Below are 25,675 nucleotides of genomic sequence, written 5' to 3' on the forward strand. Positions count from 1 at the left end.
GCCTTGAGGTAGGCCGTCCAGTACGACACCACGCCGTACGCGGCCGAGTGCGCGCGGTTGAAGGCGTAGTCGGAGAACGGCAGCAGGATGTCCCAGAGCGTCTTGACCGCCGCGGCCGAGTACCCGTGGTCCTTCATGCCCTGGGCGAAGCCGGCGTACTCCTTGTCCAGGATCTCCTTCTTCTTCTTGCCCATGGCGCGGCGCAGCAGATCGGCCTTGCCGAGGCTGTACCCGGCCAGCTTCTGCGCAATCGCCATGACCTGTTCCTGGTAGACGATCAGGCCGTAGGTCTCACCGAGGATGTCCTTGAGCGGCTCGGCCAGCTCCGGGTGGATCGGGGTGACGTCCTGGCGCTTGTTCTTCCGGTCGGCGTAGTCGTTGTGCGCGTTGGCGCCCATCGGTCCGGGCCGGTAGAGCGCGCCGACCGCGGAGATGTCGTCGAACTCGGTGGGGGCCATCCGCCGCAGCAGGTCGCGCATCGGGCCGCCGTCCAGCTGGAACACCCCGAGCGTCTCTCCCCGGGAGAGCAGGTCGTAGGTGGCCGGGTCGTCCAGCTCGACGTCCTCGATGACCAGCGCCGGCTTGCCGTTGAGCTCGATGTTCTCCAGCGCGTCGTCGATGATCGTCAGGTTGCGCAGGCCGAGGAAGTCCATCTTGAGCAGCCCGAGGCTTTCGCAGGCGCCCATGTCGAACTGGGTGATGATCGCGCCGTCGGCCTCCCGGCGCTGGATCGGGATCACGTCCAGCAGCGGCTTCGACGACATGATCACACCGGCCGCGTGCACCCCCCACTGCCGCTTGAGCCCCTCCAGCCCCCGGGCGGTGTCGATGATCTCCTTCACCTGCGGGTCGGCCTCGTAGAGCGCGCGGACCTCGGTGGCCTCGGTGTAACGCTTGTGCGCGGGGTCGAACACCCCCGACAGCGGGATGTCCTTGCCCATCACCGCGGGTGGCATGGCCTTGGTGATCCGGTCGGCGACCGAGTAGCCGGGCTGGCCGAACAGCACCCGGGCGGAGTCCTTGATCGCGGCCTTGGCCTTGATCGTGGAGTAGGTGATGATCTGGGCGATCCGGTCCTCGCCGTACTTCTCCGTGGTGTAGCGGATCATCTCGCCGCGCCGGCGCTCGTCGAAGTCCATGTCGATGTCGGGCATCGAGATGCGCTCGGGATTGAGGAACCGCTCGAAGATCAGCTTGTGCTTGATCGGGTCGAGGTCGGTGATGCCCAGGGCATAGGCGACCAGCGAGCCGGCGGCCGATCCACGCCCCGGGCCGCAGCGGATGCCGACCGACTTGGCGTACTGGATGAGGTCGGCCGTGACCAGGAAGTACCCGGGGAACCCCATCTGGGTGATCACGCCGAGCTCGTACTCGGCCTGCTTGCGGTACTGCTCGGTGACGCCGTTCGGGAACCGCCGGTGCAGCCCCCGCTCGACCTCCTTGATCAGCCAGGACTCCTCGTTCTCCCCCTCGGGGACCGGAGCGCGGGGCATCAGGTCCTGGCTCTCGGTGAAGTTCACCTCCACCCGCTCGGCGATCAGCAGGGTGTTGTCGCAGGCCTCCGGGAACTCCGAGTCCCACATGTCGCGCATCTCGACCGGCGACTTGAGGTAGAAGTCCTGGGCGTCGAACTTGAACCGGTTGGGATCGGCCAGCGTCTTGCCGGTCTGCACGCAGAGCAGCACCTCGTGCGGCTTGGCGTCCTCGGCGAAGGTGTAGTGCAGGTCGTTGGTGGCCAGGCCGGGCAGGTCGAGCAGCTTCTTCAGCCGGACCAGGTCGTCGCGGACCCGGCGCTCGATCTCGATGCCGTGGTCCATCAGCTCGCAGAAGAAGTTGTCCTTGCCGAAGATGTCGCGGTAGTCGCTCGCAGCCTGGCAGGCGGCGTCGTACTTGTCCTGTTGCAGCAGCCGCTGGACCTCCCCCGACGGGCAGCCGGTGGTGGCGATGATCCCCTTGCCGTAGGTCTCCAGCAGCTCGCGGTCCATGCGGGGCTTGTAGTAGTAGCCCTCCAGCGAGGCGAGCGAGGAGAGGCGGAAGAGGTTGTGCATCCCCTCGGTGTTCTCGGCCAGCAGCGTCATGTGGGTGTACATCTCACCCGGGTTGTCCGTGTCGTCGGCCCCCGACGCGCCCCGGGCCAGCACCGCGCGCTTGCGCTCGTGGCGGCTGCCCGGCGCCAGGTAGCCCTCCATGCCGATGATCGGCTTGACCCCGGCCGCCTTGGCCTTGCGCCAGAACTCGTAGGCGCCGAACACGTTGCCGTGGTCGGTCATCGCGAGCGCGGGCATCTCCATCCGCGCGGCCTCGCGGAACAGGTCGTCGAGCCGCGCGGCCCCGTCGAGCATCGAGAACTCGGTGTGGGTGTGCAGGTGGACGAAGCTGTCACCCGAGGAGCGGGCACGGGAAGAACTGGTCATCGGGGTGGGGAGCTCCCTCCTAGCGCGGGCGGACCCGCGCTCGAACGCCCTCGGCCGGGTGCGCCGTGGGGACGAGTCAGATTAACCCCGGGCACCGACAGTCCCGGCACAGCCGGGCGGCCCGGCGCCGAACGTGCTGCTCACTCCGGCCGGGCGGCGTGTCGTGCGCCGACGTCCGCGGAGCATCGCACCGGCAGGTCGCGAGAGCGGGGGCGGGGTGGAGGCAGGAGGTGCGAGCGAGGCCGGGCCGGGCTGGGCCGGGCCGGGCGGGCAGGGCGGAGCGGGGCCGGCGCCGGGCCGAGCGGCGCCGGGCGAGCGGCGCCGGGCGGCGCCGGGCGAGCGGCGCCGGGCGAAGCCAACCAGCCGGGCGAAGCCGGGCCGGCCGGGCGAGGCCGGGCCGAGCGGCCCGGGCGGCGCCGGGCACGACGGGCCGGGGCTGCCCTCCACGCCGTGCTGGTGGGCGGGCGGGACGACAGTCCGCCCGCGGCCTGTCACCGCGACCGCCCGCCGAACGACGCCGAAGATCGGCGCACCGGAACCAGCAGCCGGGCAGGACACACCTCCCAGTCCCGAGACGACGATCGTTGACAGGCTATCCACAACCACCGCCACAAGATCGACGACAGGGAACCCGCAGCAGGCCAGGACACGCCTCAGCGTTCCAGCACGACGATCACCGGCCGCCCGGACCGGCCGGCCCGGCCCCGCACGACCCGGCCCCGCACGGCCCGCCCGGGCAGGCCGGCCCGGCCCCGCACGACCCGGCCGCCGTCCCCACCACCGGCACCGGACTCGCCGACAGCACCGGCCGCCGGTCACGGGCCCGGCCGACCGGAATCCCGCGCGGCCCGAGCCTCAGGCCGCGCGGGCCGCGCGCTGCACCCGGCCCAGCAACCGCTCGTAGATCCCCTCGAACGTGCTCAGCGTGGTGGCGAGCTCGTGCTTCGCCACCAGCTCCAGGCTCGACGCCCCCATCCGCCTGCGCCTCTCCGCGTCCCCGAGCAGGGCCGCGAGGCGGGTGGTGAGCTCCGGCACGTCGCCCGGGGTGAACAACCAGCCGTTGCGCCCCGGCTTGACCAGGTGCGGCAGTGCCATCGCGTTCGCCGCGATCACCGGGGTGCCGGCGGCCATCGCCTCCAGCGTGACGATGCTCTGCAGCTCCGCGATGCCCGGCATGCAGAACACGGCGGCGCGGCGGTAGGCGTCCACCAGCTCGTCCTCCTCGACGAACCCGGGGAACGACGTGCGGGTGCCGATGCCCAGCTCCGCGGCCAGCCCCATCCACTCCTCCCGCATGACGCCCTCGCCGACGATCTCCAGGCGGGCGTCGGTGCCTGCGGGCAGTGCGGCGAACGCCCGGAGCAGCTCGTCGACGCGCTTCTCCTGGTCCATCCGACCGACGAACAGCACGGTGGGCGGTCCCGACGGCTTGTCCTCGACCCGGTACCGCGCGGCGTCGATGCCGCAGGACACCGCGAGCGAGCCCGTCATGCCGGTGGCCTTCTCCAGCAACTCGACCGCGCGCGGCGTGGGCGCGGTGACGATGTCGGCGTGCCGGTAGATGAGGTTCATGTCCCACCAGCCCAGCCGGGTGACCGGCCGCTGCAGCAACCGGGGCACCCGGGCGTGGCCGACCAGGTTCTCGGGCATGAAGTGGTTGGTGGCCACGATCGGCGTTCCGGCGGCGCGTGCGGCGTGCACCAGCCCGCGGCCGACCGGGAAGTGCCCCTGCACGTGCAGCACGTCGGGCGCGATCTCGGCGAACAGCCGCGCGGTGCGCGGCCGGGTGGTCCACGGCCACGCGACGCGGAAAGTGGGGTGGCTGAACCAGCGGTGCGACTTGAGCGTGTGGACGGTGACCCCGTCCTCCACCCGTACGTCGGGACGGCCGTCGTGCGAGGGGCACACCACGTGCACGTCGTGTCCGCGCGCGGCCAGGCCGGCCGCGAGGCGCGAGGAGAAGCGGGACAATCCGTTGACGTCGGGCGCGTACGTGTCGGCGCCGATCAGGATGCGCAGCGGCTTCACGATGGAAATCCTCTCGGAGCGGTCGGCTGGGGTCCGACGCGGGGTCATGTTGTGCGGGATCACGGTCTCGGCGAGGTTCGGTGGGCGGCGGTGGCCTGCGCCGCGCGCGCGGCGCGGGCCCGGCGGGCGTCGGGGTGGTAGCGGGCCAGCGAGACGACCCCGGCCGTCGCCGCGACGGCGCACACCACCAGCACGGCCGCGGCGACCCCCGACGTGGCGGGGCCCTCGCCGAGCAGCAGGATGCCCAGCAGCACCGCGACGATCGGGTCGACCACCGTGAGGCACGCGATGACGACCTCCGGCGGGCCGGACGCGAAGCCCTGCTGCACCAGCCAACCGCCGATGACCAGGGCCGTGCCGATGCCGGCCACGGTACCCAGCAGCCGGGGGTCGGTCCACGACACCAGCCCGGTGGCGATCTGCTGCGACAGCGCCCGGACCAGCGCGGACACCAGCCCGAAGGCGACCGCGCCCCCGGTGACCGAGGCGACGCACCTGACCCATCCGGTGCTCCACGTCGCCACCGCGACCAGCAGCACGGTCAGCACGGTGCAGATGCCGGCCCCGATGAGGATGGCGAAGTCGGGTACGCGCGTGGAGATGGCCGAGCTCGCGGCGATGGACACGAACGCCGCCACGCCGACGACGCACAGCAGCACGCCGAGCAGCACGCCGCGACCGGGGCTCTCGCCGGTACGGCGCACGGTGAGCAGTACCGCGATGGGCACCGCGAGCACGCCGATCGGCTGCACGACCGCCAGCGGGCTCAGGACCAGGGCGAACGCGTGCAGCCCGGACCCGGCGACGGCGGCGGCCAGCCCGATCAGCCAGCCCGGCCTGCTGACCAGCGTCCGGAACGCGGCGACGCCGAGTCGGCTGTCGGTGTCGGCGAGGTTGTCGACGGCGCCGTGCTGCAGCGTGGCGGCCACGGCGAAACACGCCGCGGCGACCACCGCCAGCGCGATCGCGGGCGTGGAGGCCAGCAGCGTCGGCGCGAGGACGGGGTCCGCGGCCGCGGTGAGGGTCACGCCCGGACCCCCCACTCGACCCCGCCGGCGGCGATTGCGCCTCGGTCGGCCGCGACGCGCGCCGCCCGGGCCAGCAGCAACAGCAGCACCATGGCCGTGGCGAACAGGACCCGCTGCGTCAGGCCGAGCGCCGGCAGGATCGGTGCGACACCGAACCCGGCGGGCAGCTGGCCCACCATGAACACGACCGCGCCCCCTCCGCTGAGCAACGCCCCCCACCGCAGCCCGGACGCCGCGGGGGCCCAGTGCTCCGCGGTGCGGGCCCGGGCGGCGACGACGGCGAGCGTGATCGGGAGCAGGGCGAAGACGAGAGCCCCGCCGACGCGGTGCACCCAGGCGGCGACATCGAGCGGGGTGCCCGGGTGGTTGGTGGGGAACACCGCCACCACCAGCAGCGCGACGCTCCACGCGGTGAGCAGGCCGCCCACGGTGCGCGCCCCCGGCAGGCGGGCTGCGGAGATCGCGGCGGCGAGCACCAGTCCCGCCACGGCCAGGGCCAGGGTGCTGAGTCCCACGAGCGTGTATCCCCCCGGTACGGCCACGTAGTCACTGATCGGGCTGTTCAGCGGGTCCACCACGGTCGACCCGACGACGTGCAGCACCCCCATCGGCACCAGGGCGACGATCACCGCGCCCAGCACGGCCGACTCCCCGGCCCGTGCGGGGGTGACCGCGGACCCACCGATCGTCGTCATGATCCCACCGTGGCATCTCGGAGCTGAGACGTACATCAGGATCACTACCGAGTGACCTCGGGGATCACCCCGAACTGCGCCGGTCAGGGCAGTGCTCTCCGACTCGTGCCCCCGCCGACGCCCTTTCGTGACCGGACCGTAGTGTTCGTCTCCCACGGTGCGGTGTTCGTGGTCGGGCGCCGGTGGTTCCAGGAGGCCACCTACACTCCGCGCGGTGGCCAGCCTCCCCTACGCGACCCGCTCCGGATGGCCGGAGGAGGCGCAGCGGCGCCGTCACCAGGTGGTTCTCCCGTCCGGCATCGTTGCGTACCGGATCTACGGACCCGACGCCGCCCCCCCGGACCGGACGATCGTCATGCTGCACGGCCTGCGGGGTGACCACCACGGTCTGGAGCCGATCGTGGCCCATCTACCCGGGCACCGGGTGGTCGTCCCCGACCTTCCCGGCTTCGGCGAGAGCCCTCCGCTGGTCGAGGGCCGCCACGACCTCGCCGGCTACGCCGCATGGACCCGCGAGTTCCACTCGACGGTGGCGCCCGGGACGGTCCTGCTCGGGCACTCGTTCGGCTCGATCGTGGCGGCGGCCGCCGTCGCCGGCGGGCTGGAGGTGCCCGCGCTCGTGCTGGTCACCCCGATCGCGGGATCGGCGCTGGCCGGGCCGCGCCAGGTGCTGACGCGCGCCACGGTGGCGCTGCACCGCTTCGCCGGCGCGCTGCCCGAGGGCGTCGGCACCGGCCTGCTGCGCAGCAGGCTGTTCACCCGGGCGGCGAGTGCGGCGATGGTGAAGACCCGCGACCGGGAGCTGCGCGCCTGGATCCACGCCGAGCACGACCGGTACTTCGGCGGGTTCGCCGACCGGCGGGTGCTCCTGGAGGCCTTCGGGGCGTCGGTGTCGCACGGGGTGGACGAGTTCGCGGCCCGGATCGACGTGCCGACGCTGGTGGTCGCCACGGAGCTGGACGACATCACCACCCCCTCCGAGCAGCGCAGGCTGGCCGGGGTGTTCCCGGACGCGCGGCTGGAGCTGGTCACCGGCACCGGGCACCTGACGCACTACGAGCGGCCCGACGCGGTGGCCGCCCACGTCCGGCGGTTCCTGGTGTGAAGGTCGCCGTCGACTGCCGCTACGTGCGGATCGGCCGCCACGACGGCATCAGCCGCTACACCGCGGGCCTGGTCACCGAGCTGGCGCGCCTGCACCCGGTCACCATGCTGATCAGCGACCACCGCCAGCTCGACATGCTGCCGCGGCTGCCCTGGTACCGGGTGAGCGACCCGACCGGTCCGCGCGAGCCGCTGGTGGCGCGGCAGGTGAACCGGCTCGGGCCCGACGTCGTGTTCAGCCCGATGCAGACGATGGGCACAGCCGGCCGGCGCTACGCACTGGTGCTGACGGTGCACGACCTCATCTACTACCGGCACGGCACGCCGCCGCGCGACCTCCCCGGGCCGGTACGGGCCCTCTGGCGGCTCTACCACCTGGCGTGGTGGCCGCAGCGGCTGCTGCTCGACCGCGCGGACGCGGTGGTGACGGTGTCGGAGACGACGGCCGCCCTGATCGCGGCGCACCGCCTGACCCGGCGGCCGGTGACCGTGGTCCCGAACGCGGCGGACCCGCTGCCGCCCGCGGCGGGCACCGCGGGCAGGCGGCTGGTCTACATGGGCTCGTTCATGCCGTACAAGAACGTCGACGCGCTCGTGCTCGCGGCCGCGCGGCTGCCCGACCACGAGCTGCACCTGATGAGCCGGGTCGATGCGGCCGAGCGGGCCCGGCTCACGGAGCTGGCCCCAGGCGCCCGACTGGTGTTCCACGACGGGGCCTCCGACGCCCGGTACGCCGCGGTACTGCGGGGGGCCACCGCGCTGGTGTCCGCGTCGCGGGACGAGGGGTTCGGGATCCCGCTGGTGGAGGCGATGAGCGTCGGCACGCCGGTGGTGGTGAGCGACATCCCGGTGTTCCGCGAGGTCGGCGGGCCCGCGGCGGCCTACGTCGATCCCGACGACGTCGACGGCTTCGTGGCCGCGATCCGCGCCCTGGACGACCCCGCGGTCCGCGACGAGCGCAGGGCCGCCGCCCGGGACCGGGCGGCCCGCTACAGCTGGGCCGGCTCGGCCAGGGTCCTGCTCGACCTGCTGGAACGCACGGCGGCAGCCCACCGGGCATGAAGAGGGCGGCACAGCCGACCGGCAGGCCGTCGCAGACCGATCAGGCCGTCGCAGATGCCGGAGCATCTGCGAGCGACCGGCTCGTGTGCGACGGAGGTGTCAGGCCGGGGGCAGCGGGCCGTCGTCGGGGACCGGGGTCGCCGCCTCCCGCTGCGCGGGGAGCAGGGGCGAGAGGGCCAGCTCCACCGGCCGGGCGTCCGCGGGGGCCGCGTGCACGGCCCGGACCTGCGGGCCCGCGGCCAGCGAGTCCAGCGCGGCGCGGTCCCCCCGCACGACCATCGCCACGACGCACGGGCAGGCCGGATCGGCGAGCGCGGCGGCCTCGGCGGCCGCGACGTCGCCCGCGCGGCCGGTCAGCCGCCCGGCGTCGGCCACGGCTGCGAGGCGGGCCCGTTCCCGGGCCAGCTCGACCGAGCGCGGGTCCGCGGATCCGATCGGCTCGAACCGCAGCGCGGTCTGCACCCGGTCGCGGGGCACCCGGAACACCACGGTCTCGGGCGCGGCACCGGTCGCCACCGCGAGCGCATCGGCGCCGGTCAGCTCGGCCCGGAACTGCACCAACGCGTACGCCGCCGTCCCCGGGGGCGGGAGGGTGGTGGGCAACCGGGCGAGGTAGGCGGCCACCTGCTCCCCGGACTCGGGTCCCAGCCGCACCGTGCCCGGCGTGGGCCCCGGCTCCGGCGGAGCGAACCGCGACCCCGCGTACCAGGCCGTGAGCAGCCCGATCACGACGCACGCGACGAGCACCGCGAGCCGGGTCCTCACTCCCGCAGCAGGTCCAGGGCGGCGGCCAGGTCGGCCGGGTACGGGCTGGTGTACTCGACCCACCTGCCGTCCCCCGGGTGGTCGAAGCCGAGGGAGCGGGCGTGCAGCCATTGCCGCTCCAGTCTCAGCCGCTTGGCCAGCGTGGGATCGGCGCCGTAGGCCAGGTCGCCGACGCACGGGTGACGCAGTGCCGAGAGGTGCACCCGGATCTGGTGGGTGCGCCCGGTCTCCAGGCGCACGTCGAGCAGCGACGCGGCCCGGAACGCCTCGATCGTGTCGTAGTGGGTGATGCTGGGCCTGCCCCCGGCGACGACGGCGAACCGGTAGTCGTGCTTGGGGTGGCGGTCGATCGGGGCGTCGATGGTGCCGCTGCTGGGGTCGGGGTGGCCCTGCGCGACGGCGTGGTAGCGCTTGGACACCGTGCGTTCCTTGAACGCCCGCTTCAGCACCGTGTACGCGTGCTCCGAGGTGGCGACGACCATCACCCCGGTGGTGCCGACGTCGAGGCGGTGCACGATCCCCTGCCGCTCCTCGGACCCCGAGGTGGAGACGCGGTAGCCGAGGGCGGCGAGCCCGCCGACGACGGTGGGCCCGGTCCAGCCGGGGCTCGGGTGCGCGGCGACGCCGACCGGCTTGTCGACCACCACGATGTCGTCGTCGGCGTGCAGGATCTCCAGCCCCCCGACGACCTCGGGCGGCGCGGAGATCGGCGACGCGGCCGGCTCGGGCAGCGCGACCTCCAGCCAGGAGCCGGCGACCAGCCGGTCGGACTTGCCGGCCGCCTGCCCGTCCACCTCGACGCGCCCGTCCTCGGCCAGCCCGGCGACCACGGTGCGGGACAGCCCCAGCAGCCGCGCCAGACCGGCATCGACGCGCATGCCGTCGAGCCCGTCGGGGACGGGGAGGCTGCGCAGGTCACTCATCGGCGGTCCGCTGTTCCTTGCTCGGGGTCCGCGTGCCATCGAGCTCACGACCGGTCAGCGCCAGCAGCACGAGCAGGATCCCACCGCACACGATCGCGGAGTCGGCGAGGTTGAACACCGGGAAGACGCGACCGTCGGGCGCGAACGGGGACACGAGGTCGACGACGTGGCCCTGCAGGGGGCCGGGCGCGCGGAAGAGCCGGTCGGCGAGGTTGCCCAGCGCGCCGCCGAGGATCAGGCCGAGCGCGATCGCCCAGCCTGTGGACCGCAGCTTGCGCGCCACCCGGATGATCACGACGACGACGGCGACCGCGATCAGCGTCAGCACCCAGGTGTAGCCGGTGGCCAGCGAGAACGCCGCGCCGGGGTTGCGCACGAGCTGCAGGTAGACCAGTCCGCCCAGCAGCTCCACCGGTTCCCGCCCCTGCAGCGCGGCCACGCCGACCACCTTGGTGACGACGTCGGCGGCCAGGATCAGGGCGGCGAGCAGCGCGAGCAGCCGCACGCGGGGGGCGGCCGACGACTCGGGTGCGGGGGTGTCGGGAACGGGGGTGTCGGGCACGGGCCCATCATCCCCCACGGCGCCAGCGGGCCAGCCGCCCGGCGGCGTCGACGGCCCGGATGCGGTCCTCGGTGGCGCGCCGGGCGCCCGCCGTGGCGACGACGAGCAGCTGGTCGCGCTCGCGGAGGCGGGTCTCGCCGTCGGGGGTGAACGCCTCCTCGTCGCGCACCACGAGGCTGACGGTCGCGCCGCGCGGCAGCCGCAGCTCACGCAGGTAGACCCCCCGCAGCCTGGACCCCACCGGCACGCGCACCTGGATCAGGTCGGCGCCCAGCTCGTCGAGCGGGGCGGCGTCGACCTCCACGTCCCGGCGGCCCAGCTGGGTCACCCGCAACAGCCGCGCCGCGAGCGGCAGCGTGGTCCCCTGCAGCAGCGTCAGCACCACGACCAGCACGAACACCACGTCCACCAGCGCCGGCGCCGACGGCGCTCCCTCGATCAGCGCGATCAGGGCGAGCACGATCGGCACCGCGCCGCGCAGGCCCGACCACGACAGGAACGCCTGCTCCCGCCACGACATCCGGAACGGGGTCGCCGCCGCGATCACCGACAGCGGGCGCGCGACGAGCAGCAGCACCGCCCCGGCGATCAGGGCCGGGACGATCGCGTCCACCAGCCGACCCGGGGAGGCGTAGAGCCCGAGCAGCACGAACAGGCCGATCTGCGCCAGCCAGCCGGTGCCCTCGGCGAAGGAGCGGACGCCGCCCCGGTGGGGCAGGTCGGAGTTGCCGAGCACGAGCGCGCACACGTACGTGGCGAGCAGCCCGGAGGCGTGCGCGAGCTGCCCCCCGGAGTACGCGAGGACGCACACCGCGATGGCGGCCAGCGGGTAGAGACCGGTGGACGGCAGGGCCGCGCGGCGCAGCGCCCACGCCCCGCCCAGACCCAGCAGCGCCCCGATGGCGGCCCCGGCGCCCAGCTCGTAGACGACCCGCAGCGGTGTCAGCCAGGTGATCGGGTCGCCGGAGGCGAGCAGCACGACGGCGAGCACGACCGGCGCGTCGTTCATGCCCGACTCCAGCTCGAGCGCGCCGGAGAGCCGCCGCGACACCCCGACCCCCCGCAGCACGCTGAACACGGCGGCCGCGTCGGTCGAGGACAGGACCGCACCCCACAGGAACGCGGTGCGCCACTCCATGTCGAGCAGCAGGTGCAGCGCCACCCCCACCACGGAGATGCTGACGAGCACCGCCACCGTCGACAGCGCGAGCCCGATGCCCAGTGACGGCCGTACGGAGTCCCACCGGGTCGTCAGCCCGCCCTCGACGAGGATCAGCACCAGGGCGGCCAGCCCGATCGACTCGGTCAGCGGTGCGTCGGAGAACTCGATCCCCAGCACCGACTCGCCGAGCAGCACCCCGATGCCGAGGTAGAGCAGCAGCGAGGGGAGCCCCACCCGGACCGACACGCGCACGGCCAGCACACCGAGCAGCACGACCGTGGCCACGACGCCGAGCAGAACCTCGAGTTCCCCCAGCTCCATGCCACCTCCGCAGGTCATGCAGCCTAACCGGACACGGCGGGGGGCACGCCCACCCCTACCCCCCGGTGTCGGACCGATCGCGCCGCGGGCCGACCACCCCCGGCGGGATCACCGTGCGGTCCAGCTCAGCGTCGCCGCGTGGCGGGGGCGGGGCGGGAGCTCCGCAAGCGCCGCCGCCACCTCGCCGACCCGCTCGGCCGGCAGGCACAGCCGCCGCGCCACCCACGCCGCGTCCTGCCTGGGTGCGGTCTCGCGCTCCCACCGGGTGACCTCCGGGGTGATCCCCAGCTCGACGAGCACGGCCACCGCGTCGTCGACGGTCGCCGGCGGCGGGCGGTCCAGGCCGTGGAAACGCATCCACAGCCCGTCCAGCCAGGCCATCGGGTGCTCGGCGAGCATCTCCACCACGACGCCGCGGTGCGCGGCCTCGGTGAGCGCGCGCAGGAACGGCGGCAGGTCGACGACGTTGTGCAGCACCAGGTGGCAGACCACGACGTCGGCCGTGCCCGCCGTGGCGGCCACGTCGGGCCAGCGGCCGCCGACGGTGCGGTGGGCCACGCCGCGCGCCGTGGCGTCGGCGGCGAACACCCCGAGCATGTCGGGCTGCAGATCGGTGGCCGTGATGGACGTGGCCGCCCCGGCCAGCGCGAGCGACGCGTCACCGCCACCACAGCCGACGTCGAGCACCGTGCCGCCGTCGCCGAGCAGTGCCAGCGCGGCCCGGCGCGACGGGGTGTCGGCCGGGACCGGCGGGGCGGCGAAGTCCCGGGGGTCGTGCTGCCACGGGGAGCGGGGCGCCCGGGCGAGGATCTCGGCCGGGATGCCGCGCCCGGACTGGAGCTGCGCCCACCGGGCCGCCGCCGGCCCGCTCACCACCGGAGCCCGGAAGTCACACGCACACCCCGACTCGCGCGCACGCACACCCCGACTCGCGGGTGTCAGCGGGTGCGGACGACATGGACGCGCAGCTGGGCCGGCGTGTCGTCGGGGGCGGTCACCGCGCCGGTCAGGGTGGGGGCCCCGACCGGCGCGTAGCCGACCTCCTCCGCCAGCACCTCACCGGCCACGAAGCCCTGGTGGGTGCGGGCGGCCGCCAGCACCGCCTCCGGGCCGTCGAGCGTGAGCGCGATGCGGTCCGAGACCTCCAGCCCGGCGTCGCGACGGGCCTGCTGCACCACGCGGACGACATCGCGCGCGGTGCCCTCGGCCGCCAGCTCCGGCGTGACCGCGGTGTCCAGCACCACGAGCCCGGTGGAGCCCGGCAGCGCGGCCGTCGCGGTCTCCTCTCCCGCCCGCCCCGACGCGGCCACCAGGCGTTCGGTGTACTCCCCGTCGAGCAGCGCGATGCCGCCCGCGGTCACCGTCCCATCGGGGGCCTGCTCCCACTCCCCCGCCTTGACCGCGCGGATGACCTTCTGGGTGTCCCCGCCCAGGCGCGGCCCGCACGCCCGCGCGTTGACCGCGAGCTCGAAGCGGCCGTGCGCGGCGACGTCGGCGGTCAGCACGACGTCCTTGACGTTCACCTCGTCGCGCAGGATGTCGACGAACGGCTCGACCGAGGCCGCGTCGGCCGCGGCCACCGTCAGGCGGGCCAGTGGCAGCCGCACCCGCAGGCCGCGGGCCTTGCGCAACGACAGCGCCGCGGACGCCACCTGCCGCACCCGGTCCATGGCCGTGACCAGTGCGTCGTCGTGGGGCAGTCCGCCCGCGTCCGGCCAGTCGGTGAGGTGCACCGACCGGCCGCCGGTCAGCCCCTGCCACATCCGCTCCATGGTCAGCGGCAGCAGCGGCGCCGCCACCCGCGCCGTCACCTCCAGCACCGTGTGCAGCGTGTCGATCGCGTCGGCCTCCCCGGCCCAGAACCGCTCCCGGGACCGGCGCACGTACCAGTTGGTGAGCACCTCGGCGTGGTCGCGCAGCAGCCCGCAGGCACCGGCGATGTCGTGGACGTCCAGCGCCGCCGTCACCTCGTCCACCAGCGACGCGGTGCGGGCGAGCACGTACCGGTCCAGGACGTGGGTGGAGTCGGTGCGCGCGACGCCGATGCGTCCGGCCGCCCCGGCGTAGAGCGACAGGAAGTACCAGGTGTTCCACAGCGGCAGGATCGCCTGGCGCACCCCCTCGCGGATGCCCTGCTCGGTGACCACCAGGTTGCCCCCGCGCAGGATGGGCGAGGCCATGAGGAACCAGCGCATGGCGTCCGAGCCGTCGCGGGAGAAGACCTCGTTGACATCGGGGTAGTTCTTGCGCGACTTGCTCATCTTCGCGCCGTCGTCGCCCAGCACGATCCCGTGCGCCACGCACGACCGGAACGCGGGCCGGTCGAACAGGGCCGTGGCCAGCACGTGCAGCGTGTAGAACCAGCCGCGGGTCTGGCCGTTGTACTCGACGATGAAGTCGCCCGGGTAGTGGTTCTCGAACCAGTCGGCGTTCTCCATCGGGTAGTGCACCTGCGCGAAGGGCATCGAGCCCGACTCGAACCAGCAGTCGAGGACCTCCGGGACCCGCCGCATGACCGAGCGACCGGTGGGGTCGTCCGGGTTGGGGCGGGTCAGGTCGTCGACGAACGGGCGGTGCAGGTCGGTGGGTCGCACACCGAAGTCGCGCTCGATCTCGTCGAGGGAGCCGTAGACGTCGGTGCGGGGGTGGCGCGGGTCGTCGGAGACCCACACGGGGATGGGCGAACCCCAGTACCGGTTGCGGGAGATCGACCAGTCCCGGGCGCCCTCCAGCCACTTGCCGAACTGCCCGTCCTTGACGTGCTCGGGCACCCAGGTGATCTCCTGGTTCAGCTCCACCATCCGCTCGCGGAACGCCGTGACCTGCACGAACCACGAGTCCACGGCCCGCTGGATGAGCGGGCTGCCACAGCGCCAGCAGTGCGGGTACGGGTGGTCGTAGGTCTCGTGACGCAGCAGGACACCGTGCACGAACGGTGCGGTGCCCTCCTTGAGGTCGCGGATGATCTGGCCGTTCGCGTCGAACACCTGCATCCCGGCGTACGGCGCCACGCGGGCGTCGAACTCGCCCTTGGCGTCGACGGGCACGACCGCCTCGATCCCGGCGGCGTCGGTGACGACCTTGTCCTCCTCGCCGAACGCGGGCGCGATGTGCACGATGCCCGTGCCGTCCTCGACGGTGACGTAGTCGGCGGCGAGGATGCGGTGCGCGTTCGTCCAGCCGGCGAAGAAGTCGAAGGGCGGGACGTAGGACAGGCCGAGCAGCTCGGACCCGGGAAGGGTGCGCAGCACGGTGGGTTCGTCGCCCAGCTCCCGCGCGTAGGCCCCCAGCCGGGCGGCGGCCAGCACGTACCGCCCGCCACGAACGGCACTCCCGTCCGCTCCTGGTGCACGAACGTGCCGCTCGTTGCCGGGGGTGGGCTCGACCAGCACGTAGTCGACCCCGGGGTTGACCGCCATCGCCAGGTTGGACGGCAGGGTCCAGGGGGTGGTGGTCCAGATCAGGGCCCGCGCGCCGTCCAGGTCCGACCCGGGGGCGTTCAGCTCCAGGCCGACGGTGACCGCCGGGTCCTGGCGGTCGGTGTAGACGTCGTCCATCTTGGTCTCGGTGGCCGACAGCGGCGTCTCGCAGCGCCAGCAGTACCAGAGCACGCGGAAGCCGGAGTAGACCAGGCCCTTGTCCCACAGGGTCTTGAAGGCCCACATGACCGACTCCATGTAGTCCAGGTCGAGGGTCTTGTAGTCGTGGTCGAAGTCGACCCAGCGGGCCTGGCGGGTGACGTAGGAGCGCCACTCGTCGGTGTAGCGCAGCACGGAGGTACGGCAGGCGTCGTTGAACGCCGCGACGCCCATCTCCTCGATCTCGGACTTGTGCTTGATGCCGAGCTGGTGCTCGGCCTCGACCTCGGCGGGCAGGCCGTGGGTGTCCCAGCCGAAGCGGCGCTCGACCCGGCGGCCACGCATCGTCTGGTAGCGCGGGACGACGTCCTTGACGTAGCCGGTGAGCAGGTGCCCGTAGTGCGGGAGACCGTTGGCGAAGGGCGGGCCGTCGTAGAAGACGTACTCGTTGGCGCCGTCGGCGCCGGCGTCGCGGGCGTCCACCGAGGCGGCGAAGGTGCCGTCGGCGGCCCAGAAGTCGAGGACGCCGCGTTCCAGCTCGGGGAACGACGGGTGCGCGGGGACGGCGGGATAGCCGGTCATCGGTGGTGCTCCCTGAGGTGTGGTTGCCGTGCGGCTCGGGTGCTCGTGCCTGCACGGGGACGACGCCTGCGCGCCGCGGTACCACCCCGCTTGCCGCGCGCACCGGGCGCGCGACCTCTCGACGTGTGGCTGTGACGGGCCGCACCCGTCCGGTTCTACTCCGCGGGCCGGGGCCCGCGTTTCTTCCGGAGGCTCCCCGGTGATGGCCGGATCGGTGCCTGTGGAACCAGGGTAGCGCCGGGGCGCCACCCGGTATTCCCCGGCCCGCCCGGGTGCGGCTACCGGGCGGTGGCCCGGTGCCGGCTCGCGAGTGCGCGGTCGGGGCCGCACCACCCGCACGGGGTGAAGCCGAGCTCGACGGCCTCGCGGACCGGCAGCGGGATCAGGGCCGACGCGGCGAGCGCGCGGCAGCCGGTGACGTGGTAGCGGGGCTGCTCGTCGATGACGAGCACCTCGTCCTCCAGGCCGGCGACGAGGGCCGCGGCCTCGGGATCGGACCGCTCCTGCGGGGCCTCGCCGTCGAACTCGGCCGCCGAGACCTGCGCGGGCGGCTCGGCCTCGGCTTCGGCTGGGGGCGCCGCGGGCGGTGTCTCCCCGGCGGGCCGCTCCGCACCGCCCGCCTGCGACGCGCCGTTGGTGGCCGGCCCGGAGACGAACAGGGATCCGGGCGGCTCCGCGGGCGGGGTCGCCGGTGCCCCGGGTACCTCCCGCGGAGGAGGCGACACCGCCGTGGTGGCGTCGACGTCACCCCCGCCCGTGGGCGCCGCGGACCGGGCGGGGTCGGCGGGGTGCTCGGCGGATCCTGCGGCGGCACTCGCCCCGGCCGTGCCCGCGAGGGCGGTCGTGGCGGCGGACGCACCGTCCGGCCCGGCCGCGGGGTCGCCGGTGGTCTCGCTCGCCGACGGGGCCGCCGGGTCGGAGGCCGCCGGACCGGAGGCGGCCGGGGCGGCCGGTTCCTCGGTGTCCGGGGAGCCGGCGGACGCGTCGCGTGCGGGATCGGTCCCGGACGGCTCCGGCTCGGGCTCCGAACCCGCCGCGGGGACGAGGACCGTGGGTTGCTCACCGGCGGTCGGGCCGCCCGGAGCATCGGCGTCGGCGGTCGACGTGGTGACGCTCGGTGACGAAGATTCCCTCGATGGGGGCTGACCCGGGGTAGCGCCGGACGGTCCGGCCGGAGAGCCGGGCGGTTGTACGGCGGGCATCATGACCGTCTGCTGGGCGTCGGCGTCGGGGTCGAACCGGGGCTCGACGCCCGCGTTGCGGGGCGCGGGCGGGCGGACCACCGGGATCACCTCGGTGACCGGATCGACCTCGGAGCGACCGTCCGCGGCACCCCCGGTCCGCTGGCCCGGGCCGGAGACCGCCACCGGCCGCTCCCCCGCGGAGTCGGCCGGCTGGTCACCGCCCGCCTCGTCCCCGGCGCGGACCACCGAGCGGCGCTGCAGCGTGTCGAACAGCAACACCCCCGCCGCTGCGACGCTCACGGCGACCGACACCCACGCCCACAGGACGCTGGACGACAGGAAGCCGACGAGCAGCAGGCCGAACGCGATCAGGACGAGGATCAGAACCAGCAGCAGCACTCTTCACTCCGGGTGCGGCGGCGCGGCACTCCTGCGCCGCGCCGCCGGGGTAGGAACGGGTGTCTTCTTCTCAGCTACCCGCGTCGGCGCGCTGACCGTATCCGGTGGCGGCGTAGCCGCCGTCCCGTGCCGCACGACCGTCGGTCGGGGCGGCGGAACCGCGCCCTTCCAGGTCTCTGAGCTGGGACTCCAGGTAGGTCTTGAGCCGGGTGCGGTACTCACGCTCGAAGGTCCGGAGCTCGTCGATCTTCTTCTCGAGGACCGTCTTCTCGCGCGTGATGCTGCCGATGATCTCGTTCTGCTTGCGCTCGGCGTCGCCGACCAGGGTCGCGGCCTTGTCGCGCGACTGCCGCTCCAGGGTCTCCGCCCTGGTCCGGGCGTCGTTGAGCATCGTCTCGGCCCGCGCGCGGGCGTCGTTGACGAGGCCGTCGGACTTGGTGCGGGCCTCGGAGAGCAGCTGCTCGGACTTGGTCCGGGCCTCGCCGAGCATCGTGTCGGCCTCGGTCTTGGCCTCGGCGGTGAGCCGTTCGGCCATCTCCTGGGCCATGCTCAGCACCTTGGCGACCTGGACGTGGTGGTCACCGCCCTGCTCGCCCTGCTCGGCCAGCTGCGGAGGCGGCGCCTGCATCCCCATCGACCTCTGGGGTTCCATCGGCGGTCGCATCTGCTGCGGCTCGACCTGACGCTGGATCTGCTGCGTCGGCGGCGACACGGGGGACGCCATCGCCGCAGGTGGACGCGAACGCGCGTCCTCCAGGTCAGCCTGGGCATTGCCGAGGCGTTGGTCGAGCTCCGAGACCTGCTCGCGCAGGTCCTCGTTCTCCTCGATCAGTCGAGCCAGTTCGGCCTCGACGAGATCGAGGAACGCGTCGACCTCGTCCTCGTTGTACCCCCGTTTCCCGATCGGGGGTTTGCTGAACGCGACGTTGTGAACGTCGGCGGGAGTCAGCGGCATCGGATCACCTCATGCAGTCCTCGGCGGCGAAACCGGGTGACTGGGGCTCACTCCGGCTACGGCTGGGCAACGCTCATCAGTATGAACACGACCAGCAGCAGAACCATAATCGACAGGTCCAGCCCCACGCCGCCGATCCGGACGACCGGGATCACTCTCCGCAACAACTTCACGGGCGGATCGGTGGCGGTGAAGATGAGCTCCAGTGCGACGGCACTGGGCCCGGCGGGCACCCACTGGCGCGCGAAGCTGCGCACCAGCTCGGCCACGATCCGGGCGATGAGCAGCAACCAGAAGAAGAACAGCACGTAGTACACGACGAACTGGATGACGAGGGGCACGGTGCCGAATGCTAGCCGGGTGCCGGGGCCGGTGAGGTCAGCCGTCGGAGCGGTGGATGCCGCGCTCCGCGAGCATCCGCGCGTCGTCGGCGGAGACCTCGACATCGGCGGGCGTGAGGAGGAACACCCGGTTGGTGACCTTGTCGATGGAGCCCCGCAGCGCGAACGCCAGCCCGGCCGCGAAGTCGACGAGCCGCTTGGCGTCGGCGGCGTCCAGCTCGGTCAGATTCATGATCACCGGCTGGCCGTCCCGGTAGTGCTCGCCGATGCTCCGGGCCTCCTTGTAGCTGCGCGGCTGCAGCGTGGTGATGCGCGAGAGCGCCGACGCCCCGCGGTCCCGCTGCTCGGGAAGCGCAGGTAGCGGCGCCGGCGGGACGGGCAGAGCGGTCGGCAGCCGGGTCGGCTCGCGCAGCACGGACTCGTGGTCGACGGCCAGCGCCCCCCGCGTCGACGGGCCGAACCCGCCCGGTCCCGGGCCGCCGCCGGGACCGGTGGAGCCGCCCCCGAGACCCCGCGGCGGGTCGGCCGGTCCGGGCCGTCCCCCCCGGCGCTCCCGCACCGCGTAGGCGGGCTCGGGGCGCTCGTCGTCGGCGTGGTCGAGGTGGTCGCGGCGGTCGTCCCAGTGCCCGTCGTCCCAGCGGTCCTCGGCGCGGTCGCGGCCGCGGCGCGGGACGGCGTAGCGCTCGACGGGCTCGTCGGCGTACTCGGCCATCTCCTCGGCCGGCACCATGCCGAAGTACGCCTTGAGCCGGTACATCGCGCTCATCTGCGCTCTCCCGCCGTGCCCGCTCGGCTCTGCCCGCACGCGCTGTGTCGACCGCTCGCTCGCTGACGCTCGCTCACCGGCACGCTCCCATCGATAGCCGTTCACCCCGTGCCGTCGACCGCTTGCGGCCGTTCGACGATCACGGCGAGGCTATCCGCCGTTCCCCCACAAGGGCTGTTCCGACACGCACCACGTTCGAACCGTGACGGATGGCCACCTCAAGGTCACCGCTCATCCCCGCGGACAGGGTCCTGGCCTGCGGGAACGCGGAGCGGAGTCGGTCGGCTGCCGCGGCGACGGCGGCGAACGCGGCGTCGGGGTCCGCGTCGAGCGGCGCCACGGCCATGAGGCCGTCGAGGTGCAGCCCGGCGCAGTCGACCACGTGTTCGGCGAGCGGCCCCAACCCCTCGGAGGGCACCCCACCGCGTCGCGGGTCGCCGTCGACGCTGAACTGGAGCAGCACGGACAGCGGACCCGCGCGGTCACCGGCATCCTGAGCACGCCGGACGGCGTCGTCGAGGGCGTCGGCGAGCCGGATCGAGTCGACGGATTCCACCCGTTCGGCCCAACGCACGACCGCGCGGGCCTTGTTCCGCTGGAGCCCGCCGACGAGGTGCCAGCGCCCGCCGGAGCGCAGCGCGGCCACCTCCTCGACCTTGGCGGCCGCCTCCTGCGCCCGGTTCTCACCGAAATCGGTGATCCCGAGGTCGAGCAGCCGGGCGACGTCGGCGGCGGGCACGGTCTTCGTGACCGCCAGCAGCGCCACCTCGGCGGGATCACGCCCTGCCGCCGAGCAGGCGTCCCCGATCCGGGTACGGACCGCGGCGAGGCGCCGGGCCAGCTCCCGGGACCGCTCGTCGGGCTCGCCGCTCACGACTCCTCGACCCACGTGATCGCGGCCTGGCGGCCGGTGGGGGCGTCGCGGCGGTGGCTGTAGAGGTCGCGGTCCTCCATCGTGCAGCGCGGGTCACCGCCGACGCGGGCCACACCCAGCGCGGTGAGCTGGTGGTAGAGGCCCGCGCGGAGGTCGAGACCCGGGGTGCCCCTCCGGGTCCGGACGGCGCTGCCGGGCCGCGCGGCGTCGACCTCGGCCGCCATGGCCGCGGGCACCTCGTAGCACCCCCCGCACACGGCCGGTCCGAGCAGCACCTCGACGGCGCCGGCCCGGGCGCCCAGCGCCACCATCGCGTCGAGGACGGCCGGCAGCACTCCCGCCGCGGCACCGACCCGCCCCGCATGGGCCGCGCCGACGACCCCGGCGTGCGGGTCGGCGAGCAGCACCGGCACGCAGTCGGCCGCCAGCACGGCGAGCCCGACACCGGGCAGCGCGGTCACGGCGGCGTCGGTGTGCGGGCGGTCCGGCTCGCCCGGGACCGGTACCGCGTCGACCGTGGCGACCCGGATGCCGTGCACCTGCTGCAGGTAGACGACGGGCACGCCGAGTTCGCGGGACACCCGCGCGCGGTTGGCCGACACGGCCGCCGGGGCGTCGTCGACCCCGGCGGACAGGTTGAACCGCGCGAACCGTCCCGTGGAGCGGCCACCGGCGCGGGTGGTGACGACGCGACGCACCCGACCGGTCATCGCCCACACCGGCCGGGCCCGGCACCCGGGCACGGGTCCCCGCAGGTGTGCGCGACGGGCGGCGGTGGCGTACCCGGCACCGTCAGCGCTTCATGAAGGGCGGCACGTCCACGTCGTCGTCGAAGTCCGTCGCCGCCTGCACCGGCTCGGTGTACGACGGCGCCGGGCGCTCCGGAACCACCGGCTGGGGCGCGGTGGACGAGGCGTCGGGGCGCTCGGGGCGCCGCGGCTCGGGGAAGCCGGACGGTGCCGGCGGCAGGGTGCCCGACTGGTTGCTGCCCGCCGACCGTCCCAGGCCGTTCCCGAGACCGTTCCCGCCGCTGTGGTCGCCGTCGGCCGCGGGGGCCGCCGGGGGCTGGACCGGGGGCGGTGTCGCGGGGGTGGCCGGGGCCGTGCTGCCGCTGACCCCCGGCGCGATCACGCCGGACCCCCGGGCCCCGGTCCCGAACGCGGCGGGCTCCAGCTTCTTGTGGGTGGGACCGCCGCCCTCGAACCCGGCGGCGATGACGGTGACGCGCACCTCGTCGCCGAGCGAGTCGTCGATCACCGTGCCGAAGATGATGTTCGCCTCGGGGTGCGCCGCCTCCTGGACCAGCGACGCGGCCTCGTTGATCTCGAACAGGCCGAGGTCCGACCCGCCCGCGATCGACAGCAGCACGCCCTGCGCGCCGTCCATCGACGCCTCCAGCAGCGGCGAGTTGATCGCCTTCTGCGCCGCCTGCACCGCCCGGCCCTCGCCGCGGGAGGAGCCGATCCCCATCAGGGCGCTGCCCGCGCCGGACATCACGGACTTCACGTCGGCGAAGTCCAGGTTGATCAGGCCGGGTGTCGTGATCAGGTTCGTGATGCCCTGGACACCGGAGAGGAGCACCTCGTCGGCGGAACGGAACGCGTCCATCAGGCTCACGCCGGCGTCGCCCAGCTGGAGCAACCGGTCGTTCGGGATGACGATGAGCGTGTCGCACTCGTTGCGCATCCCGTTGATGCCCTCTTCGGCCTGCCCGGCGCGGCGGCGGCCCTCGAAGGTGAACGGGCGGGTGACGACGCCGATGGTCAGGGCCCCGAGCTTGCGCGCGATCGAGGCCACGACGGGCGCGCCACCGGTGCCCGTCCCGCCGCCCTCCCCCGCGGTGACGAAGACCATGTCGGCCCCCTTGAGGACCTCCTCGATCTCCTCGCGGTGGTCCTCGGCGGCCTTGCGACCCACCTCCGGGTTGGCGCCGGCGCCGAGGCCGCGGGTGAGCTCGCGGCCGATGTCGAGCTTCACGTCGGCGTCGGACATGAGCAGGGCCTGCGCGTCGGTGTTCACCGCGATGAACTCGACGCCCTTGAGGCCGACCTCGATCATGCGGTTGACGGCGTTGACCCCGCCGCCACCGATGCCGACGACCTTGATCACGGCCAGGTAGTTGTGCGGGGGCGTCATGCGCGGTCCCTTTCCTCAATGCGGGGCCGGGGGTGTTCCTAACCGACCCCTCGAACGCTAGGTCGCGTTCCCGGCGCGGTCCAGCAGGCGCGCCGGACGTCGGCAACCCCCCGACCGGGTCGATCTCGACAGATCATGACCTTACGGTGGGCAGTTCGGGGCTCGTCACGTCGTACACGCGACCCGGCTGCGTGAGCAGCGCGACCAGGACGGACGCCTTCTCGGGACCGCGCTCGGCGGTCCCCCAGCGCACCTGACGGTCCTCGGTGAGCCCGAGGGCGACCTGCGGGGTGCCGCCGCCGGTCGACACGTCGACGGTCCGCACCTGGGCGCGCAGCCCGTCGGGCAACGCGCCCAGCACGTCCAGGGCGGCGCGGGTGGAGGGGTCGTCGGGTCCGACGGCGCCGAAGGTCAGACGGGGCAGGTCCGCGGCGACGGGCGCGGCGTAGACGACCCCGGTGGCGTCGACGGGCGCCGGGCCGCGGGCGGTGTCGACGATCGCCACGGCCACCCGCTCGGTGATCGCGACGGTGACGGTGTGCGGCCATCCGCGGCCCACCTCGACCATGGCGACGCCGGGCAGCTGCGCCACCCGTGCCGCGATCCCCGCCGTGTCGACCGAGGCCAGCGGCCCGCCCGGGACCACGGCCGCCGCGGCCAGCACCTCCTCCACGGGCACGGCGGAGGCCCCGCTGACCTCGACCCCCTCCACGTCGGCGAGGCCCAGGTCGAACAGCAGCAGCCGGCCACCGACCGCGAGGCCCGCGAGCAGTACCAGGCCGGCCACCAGCGCGGCGACCCGGCGCCTGCGGCGGTGGACCGGCGACAACGGAGCGGGCCGGGACGGCTCGGCGCCCCGTTCCTCCGCCGTCCCGACGCCCGGGCCCGTTCCGCGAGCGGGCCGGGTACTCGCGCGCTCCCCGGTCGCCCGGGCGCGAGGGCCGGCGCGCCGGGACCCGGCCGACCGGGCGGCCCGGGACCGCGCGTCACCTGCCGGGTCGTCGCCGGGCGACTCGGCGGTCCGGGACCTGCGGGAGCCGGGATCGGGCCGCGCGGCCCCGGATCGGGGGGCCCGGCCACGGGACACGCCGGCCCGGGACGCCGCACCACGGGAGGCCGCACCACGGGACCCGGGCGCGCCGGACTCGCCGGCCGGCCCGGCCGTGCGCGACACCGCCGGTCCCCGCTCCCCCGTCACCGGGTCGCCCTCCCGGGCCCGCCGCGCGACCGCCTCCCCCACCGTCTCGCGCCGGCCGCGGGCCGGGTCGGCGGGCGGGCGCGGGCTCATCGCCGGACCTCACCGCGGGCGCCCGGCACCGTGCCCGTCGCCCGGTTCACGGGCGCCGCTCGAGCTCGAGCAGGACCTCCGGGCCCAGTACGGTGACGTCGCCCGCACCCATCGTGATCACGAGATCCCCGGGCCGCACGATCCCGGCGACGACGGCCGGCACGTCCGACCAGTGCGGCACGAACCGCACCCGGCCCTCGGGCAGCGGCACCGCGTCGGCGACCAGCGCACCGGTGACCCCCGGCACCGGGTCCTCCCGGGCACCGAACACGTCGAGCACCACGACCTCGTCGGCCAGGGCGAGCGCGCGGCCGAAGTCGGCGGCGAACTCGCGGGTGCGGGAGTAGAGGTGCGGCTGGAAGGCCACGACGACGCGCCCGGCACCGGCCACCACGTCGCGGGCCGCGCGCAGCTGCGCGGCGACCTTGCTGGGGTGGTGGGCGTAGTCGTCGTACACGGCGACGCCGCCCGCGCGTCCCTTGAACTCGAAGCGCCGCCGCACGCCGTCGAAGGCGGCCAGGCCGGCGAGCAGCGCCTCCGGAGTGCCACCGAGCTCGACGCCGGCGAGCAGCGCGGCCAGCGCGTTGAGGGCCATGTGCTCGCCGGGCACGGCCAGGCGCAGCAGGTGCTCCACGCCGCCGTGGCGCAGCACCACGCGGGCACCGGGGCCGTCGGGGCGGAAGTCGACCAGCTGGGCGTCGCCGGACCGGCCGTAGCGCTGCACGCGGATGCCGCGCGACTCGGCCAGCCGGGCGAGGTCCGCGGAACCGGGGTCGTCGGCGCAGGCCACGAGCAGCCCGCCCGGGGTGATCCGGTCGAGGAAGGCGCCGAAGGCGGCGATGTAGGCCCCGGGCGTGCCGTAGTGGTCGAGGTGGTCGGCCTCGACGTTGGTGACGACCGCGACCACCGGGGAGAACGCGAGGAAGGAGGCGTCGCTCTCGTCGGCCTCGGCCACGAACACCGCGCCGGTGCCCTCGTGCGCGCCGGACCCGGACGAGGCGAGGTCGCCGCCGATCGCGAACGACGGGTCCAGGCCCGCGTGCTGCAACGCGACGGTCAGCATCGAGGTCGTGGACGTCTTGCCCGCGGTGCCGGTGACGCACGCGAGGCGCCTGCCCACGGTGAGCGCGGCGAGGGCCTGCGCGCGGTGCACGACGTCGAGGCCGCGCTCGCGGGCGGCGGCCAGCTCCGGGTTGGTGGCCCGGATCGCCGAGGAGACGACGACGGTGGCGGGCGCCTCGGGCAGGTGCGCCGGGTCGTGGCCGACCTCCACCCGCGCGCCCAGCGCCCGCAGCGCCAGCACCACCCGCGAGTCCTTCGCGTCGGAGCCGGACACGGTGGCGCCGCGGGCCAGCAGGATCCGCGCGATGCCGCTCATCCCCGCCCCGCCGATGCCGATGAGATGGACGCGGTCGTGCAGCTCGACGGGCTCGGTGGGTGTCACGGCTGCTCCATGATCGCCACGTGCGGGACATGAGCTGCACATGCGCAGCCCGTGTCCCGATCCT

Annotated in this window: 21 protein-coding genes; 2 read left to right on the plus strand and 19 right to left on the minus strand. The window is 74.4% G+C overall.

Annotation, left to right across the window (positions count from 1 at the left end; genetic code table 11):
- The 4 genes from dnaE to Q1K26_RS12075 form a co-directional block, all read right to left on the minus strand.
- Window positions 1–2,414, minus strand: a 2,414-nt coding sequence (gene dnaE, locus Q1K26_RS12060) for a DNA polymerase III subunit alpha (RefSeq protein WP_300010692.1), incomplete at its 3' end; no start/stop codon positions are given.
- Window positions 2,415–3,269: 855 nt separating this feature from the next.
- Window positions 3,270–4,442 carry a glycosyltransferase gene (locus Q1K26_RS12065; protein ID WP_300010695.1) on the minus strand — a complete coding sequence of 391 codons (1,173 nt, stop codon included), beginning with the start codon at window positions 4,440–4,442 and terminating at the stop codon, window positions 3,270–3,272.
- A 59-nt stretch (window positions 4,443–4,501) separates the two neighbouring features.
- Window positions 4,502–5,470: a hypothetical protein gene (locus Q1K26_RS12070; RefSeq protein ID WP_300010699.1), complete on the minus strand. Its 969-nt coding sequence runs from the start codon at window positions 5,468–5,470 to the stop codon at window positions 4,502–4,504.
- Window positions 5,467–6,165, minus strand: coding sequence for a DUF998 domain-containing protein (locus Q1K26_RS12075; RefSeq protein WP_300010702.1), 699 nt, complete (start codon window positions 6,163–6,165; stop codon window positions 5,467–5,469). Before Q1K26_RS12075 ends, Q1K26_RS12070 begins: the two co-directional genes overlap by 4 nt.
- Window positions 6,166–6,379: 214 nt before the next feature.
- On the opposite strand from Q1K26_RS12075, the gene Q1K26_RS12080 reads away from it, so the two are divergent.
- Both Q1K26_RS12080 and Q1K26_RS12085 read left to right on the plus strand, forming a co-directional pair.
- Complete coding sequence (locus Q1K26_RS12080; RefSeq protein WP_300010705.1) at window positions 6,380–7,270, plus strand: alpha/beta hydrolase; 891 nt, start codon at window positions 6,380–6,382, stop codon at window positions 7,268–7,270.
- Entirely contained in the window at window positions 7,267–8,331 is a 1,065-nt protein-coding gene (locus tag Q1K26_RS12085) for a glycosyltransferase family 1 protein (protein ID WP_300010707.1), read from the plus strand. The genes Q1K26_RS12080 and Q1K26_RS12085 overlap by 4 nt, the downstream gene beginning before the upstream one ends.
- Before the next feature lie 99 nt (window positions 8,332–8,430).
- On the opposite strand, the gene Q1K26_RS12090 is transcribed toward Q1K26_RS12085, so the two are convergent.
- From Q1K26_RS12090 to murC, 15 genes are all read right to left on the minus strand, one after another.
- The gene (locus Q1K26_RS12090; protein WP_300010710.1) at window positions 8,431–9,096 is read right to left on the minus strand and encodes a hypothetical protein; all 666 of its coding nucleotides are present in this window, start codon (window positions 9,094–9,096) and stop codon (window positions 8,431–8,433) included.
- Entirely contained in the window at window positions 9,093–10,019 is a 927-nt protein-coding gene (locus Q1K26_RS12095; RefSeq protein WP_300010713.1) for an RluA family pseudouridine synthase, read from the minus strand. Before Q1K26_RS12095 ends, Q1K26_RS12090 begins: the two co-directional genes overlap by 4 nt.
- Window positions 10,012–10,581 (minus strand): signal peptidase II, encoded by a 570-nt coding sequence (lspA, locus tag Q1K26_RS12100; protein WP_300010716.1) that lies wholly within the window; start codon window positions 10,579–10,581, stop codon window positions 10,012–10,014. Before lspA ends, Q1K26_RS12095 begins: the two co-directional genes overlap by 8 nt.
- Window positions 10,582–10,588: 7 nt before the next feature.
- Entirely contained in the window at window positions 10,589–12,058 is a 1,470-nt protein-coding gene (locus Q1K26_RS12105; protein WP_300010793.1) for a potassium/proton antiporter, read from the minus strand.
- A 114-nt stretch (window positions 12,059–12,172) separates the two neighbouring features.
- The gene (locus tag Q1K26_RS12110) at window positions 12,173–12,937 is read right to left on the minus strand and encodes a class I SAM-dependent methyltransferase (protein WP_300010719.1); all 765 of its coding nucleotides are present in this window, start codon (window positions 12,935–12,937) and stop codon (window positions 12,173–12,175) included.
- Between the two features lie 65 nt (window positions 12,938–13,002).
- Window positions 13,003–16,224 (minus strand): isoleucine--tRNA ligase, encoded by a 3,222-nt coding sequence (gene ileS / locus Q1K26_RS12115; protein WP_300010722.1) that lies wholly within the window; start codon window positions 16,222–16,224, stop codon window positions 13,003–13,005.
- Window positions 16,225–16,502: 278 nt separating this feature from the next.
- Window positions 16,503–17,807, minus strand: a complete 1,305-nt coding sequence (locus Q1K26_RS12120; protein ID WP_300010725.1) for a hypothetical protein — start codon at window positions 17,805–17,807, stop codon at window positions 16,503–16,505.
- A gap of 70 nt (window positions 17,808–17,877) precedes the next feature.
- Window positions 17,878–18,762 carry a DivIVA domain-containing protein gene (locus Q1K26_RS12125; RefSeq protein ID WP_300010728.1) on the minus strand — a complete coding sequence of 295 codons (885 nt, stop codon included), beginning with the start codon at window positions 18,760–18,762 and terminating at the stop codon, window positions 17,878–17,880.
- 56 nt (window positions 18,763–18,818) lie between these two features.
- Window positions 18,819–19,103 carry a YggT family protein gene (locus Q1K26_RS12130; protein WP_300010731.1) on the minus strand — a complete coding sequence of 95 codons (285 nt, stop codon included), beginning with the start codon at window positions 19,101–19,103 and terminating at the stop codon, window positions 18,819–18,821.
- Window positions 19,104–19,140: 37 nt separating this feature from the next.
- Window positions 19,141–19,869 (minus strand): cell division protein SepF, encoded by a 729-nt coding sequence (gene sepF / locus Q1K26_RS12135; protein WP_300010734.1) that lies wholly within the window; start codon window positions 19,867–19,869, stop codon window positions 19,141–19,143.
- Window positions 19,870–20,008: 139 nt separating this feature from the next.
- The gene (locus Q1K26_RS12140) at window positions 20,009–20,743 is read right to left on the minus strand and encodes a YggS family pyridoxal phosphate-dependent enzyme (protein ID WP_300010737.1); all 735 of its coding nucleotides are present in this window, start codon (window positions 20,741–20,743) and stop codon (window positions 20,009–20,011) included.
- Window positions 20,740–21,453 carry a peptidoglycan editing factor PgeF gene (pgeF, locus tag Q1K26_RS12145; RefSeq protein WP_300010740.1) on the minus strand — a complete coding sequence of 238 codons (714 nt, stop codon included), beginning with the start codon at window positions 21,451–21,453 and terminating at the stop codon, window positions 20,740–20,742. Before pgeF ends, Q1K26_RS12140 begins: the two co-directional genes overlap by 4 nt.
- Before the next feature lie 82 nt (window positions 21,454–21,535).
- On the minus strand, window positions 21,536–22,879 hold the full coding sequence (ftsZ, locus tag Q1K26_RS12150) for a cell division protein FtsZ (protein ID WP_300010743.1): 1,344 nt from the start codon (window positions 22,877–22,879) through the stop codon (window positions 21,536–21,538).
- 133 nt (window positions 22,880–23,012) lie between these two features.
- Window positions 23,013–24,167 carry an FtsQ-type POTRA domain-containing protein gene (locus tag Q1K26_RS12155; protein WP_300010746.1) on the minus strand — a complete coding sequence of 385 codons (1,155 nt, stop codon included), beginning with the start codon at window positions 24,165–24,167 and terminating at the stop codon, window positions 23,013–23,015.
- A 46-nt stretch (window positions 24,168–24,213) separates the two neighbouring features.
- A complete protein-coding gene (gene murC / locus Q1K26_RS12160) occupies window positions 24,214–25,653 on the minus strand; it encodes a UDP-N-acetylmuramate--L-alanine ligase (protein ID WP_300010749.1) in 1,440 nt (479 codons plus the stop codon).
- Between the last annotated feature and the right edge of the window lie 22 nt (window positions 25,654–25,675).

The sequence above is a fragment of the Pseudonocardia sp. genome (assembly GCF_029263155.1).
In the GTDB taxonomy this organism is placed as follows: Bacteria; Actinomycetota; Actinomycetes; order Mycobacteriales; family Pseudonocardiaceae; genus Pseudonocardia.

What these genes read in the sequence shown, in the direction of transcription:
- Q1K26_RS12095 (WP_300010713.1), bottom strand. Translation starts at nt 10,019, where the DNA reads ATGAGTGACCTGCGCAGCCTCCCCGTCCCCGACGGGCTCGACGGCATG.
- sepF (WP_300010734.1), bottom strand. Translation starts at nt 19,869, where the DNA reads ATGAGCGCGATGTACCGGCTCAAGGCGTACTTCGGCATGGTGCCGGCC.
- Q1K26_RS12075 (WP_300010702.1), bottom strand. Translation starts at nt 6,165, where the DNA reads ATGACGACGATCGGTGGGTCCGCGGTCACCCCCGCACGGGCCGGGGAG.
- ftsZ (WP_300010743.1), bottom strand. Translation starts at nt 22,879, where the DNA reads ATGACGCCCCCGCACAACTACCTGGCCGTGATCAAGGTCGTCGGCATC.
- murC (WP_300010749.1), bottom strand. Translation starts at nt 25,653, where the DNA reads ATGTGCAGCTCATGTCCCGCACGTGGCGATCATGGAGCAGCCGTGACA.
- Q1K26_RS12125 (WP_300010728.1), bottom strand. Translation starts at nt 18,762, where the DNA reads ATGCCGCTGACTCCCGCCGACGTTCACAACGTCGCGTTCAGCAAACCC.
- Q1K26_RS12155 (WP_300010746.1), bottom strand. Translation starts at nt 24,167, where the DNA reads ATGAGCCCGCGCCCGCCCGCCGACCCGGCCCGCGGCCGGCGCGAGACG.
- pgeF (WP_300010740.1), bottom strand. Translation starts at nt 21,453, where the DNA reads ATGACCGGTCGGGTGCGTCGCGTCGTCACCACCCGCGCCGGTGGCCGC.
- ileS (WP_300010722.1), bottom strand. Translation starts at nt 16,224, where the DNA reads ATGACCGGCTATCCCGCCGTCCCCGCGCACCCGTCGTTCCCCGAGCTG.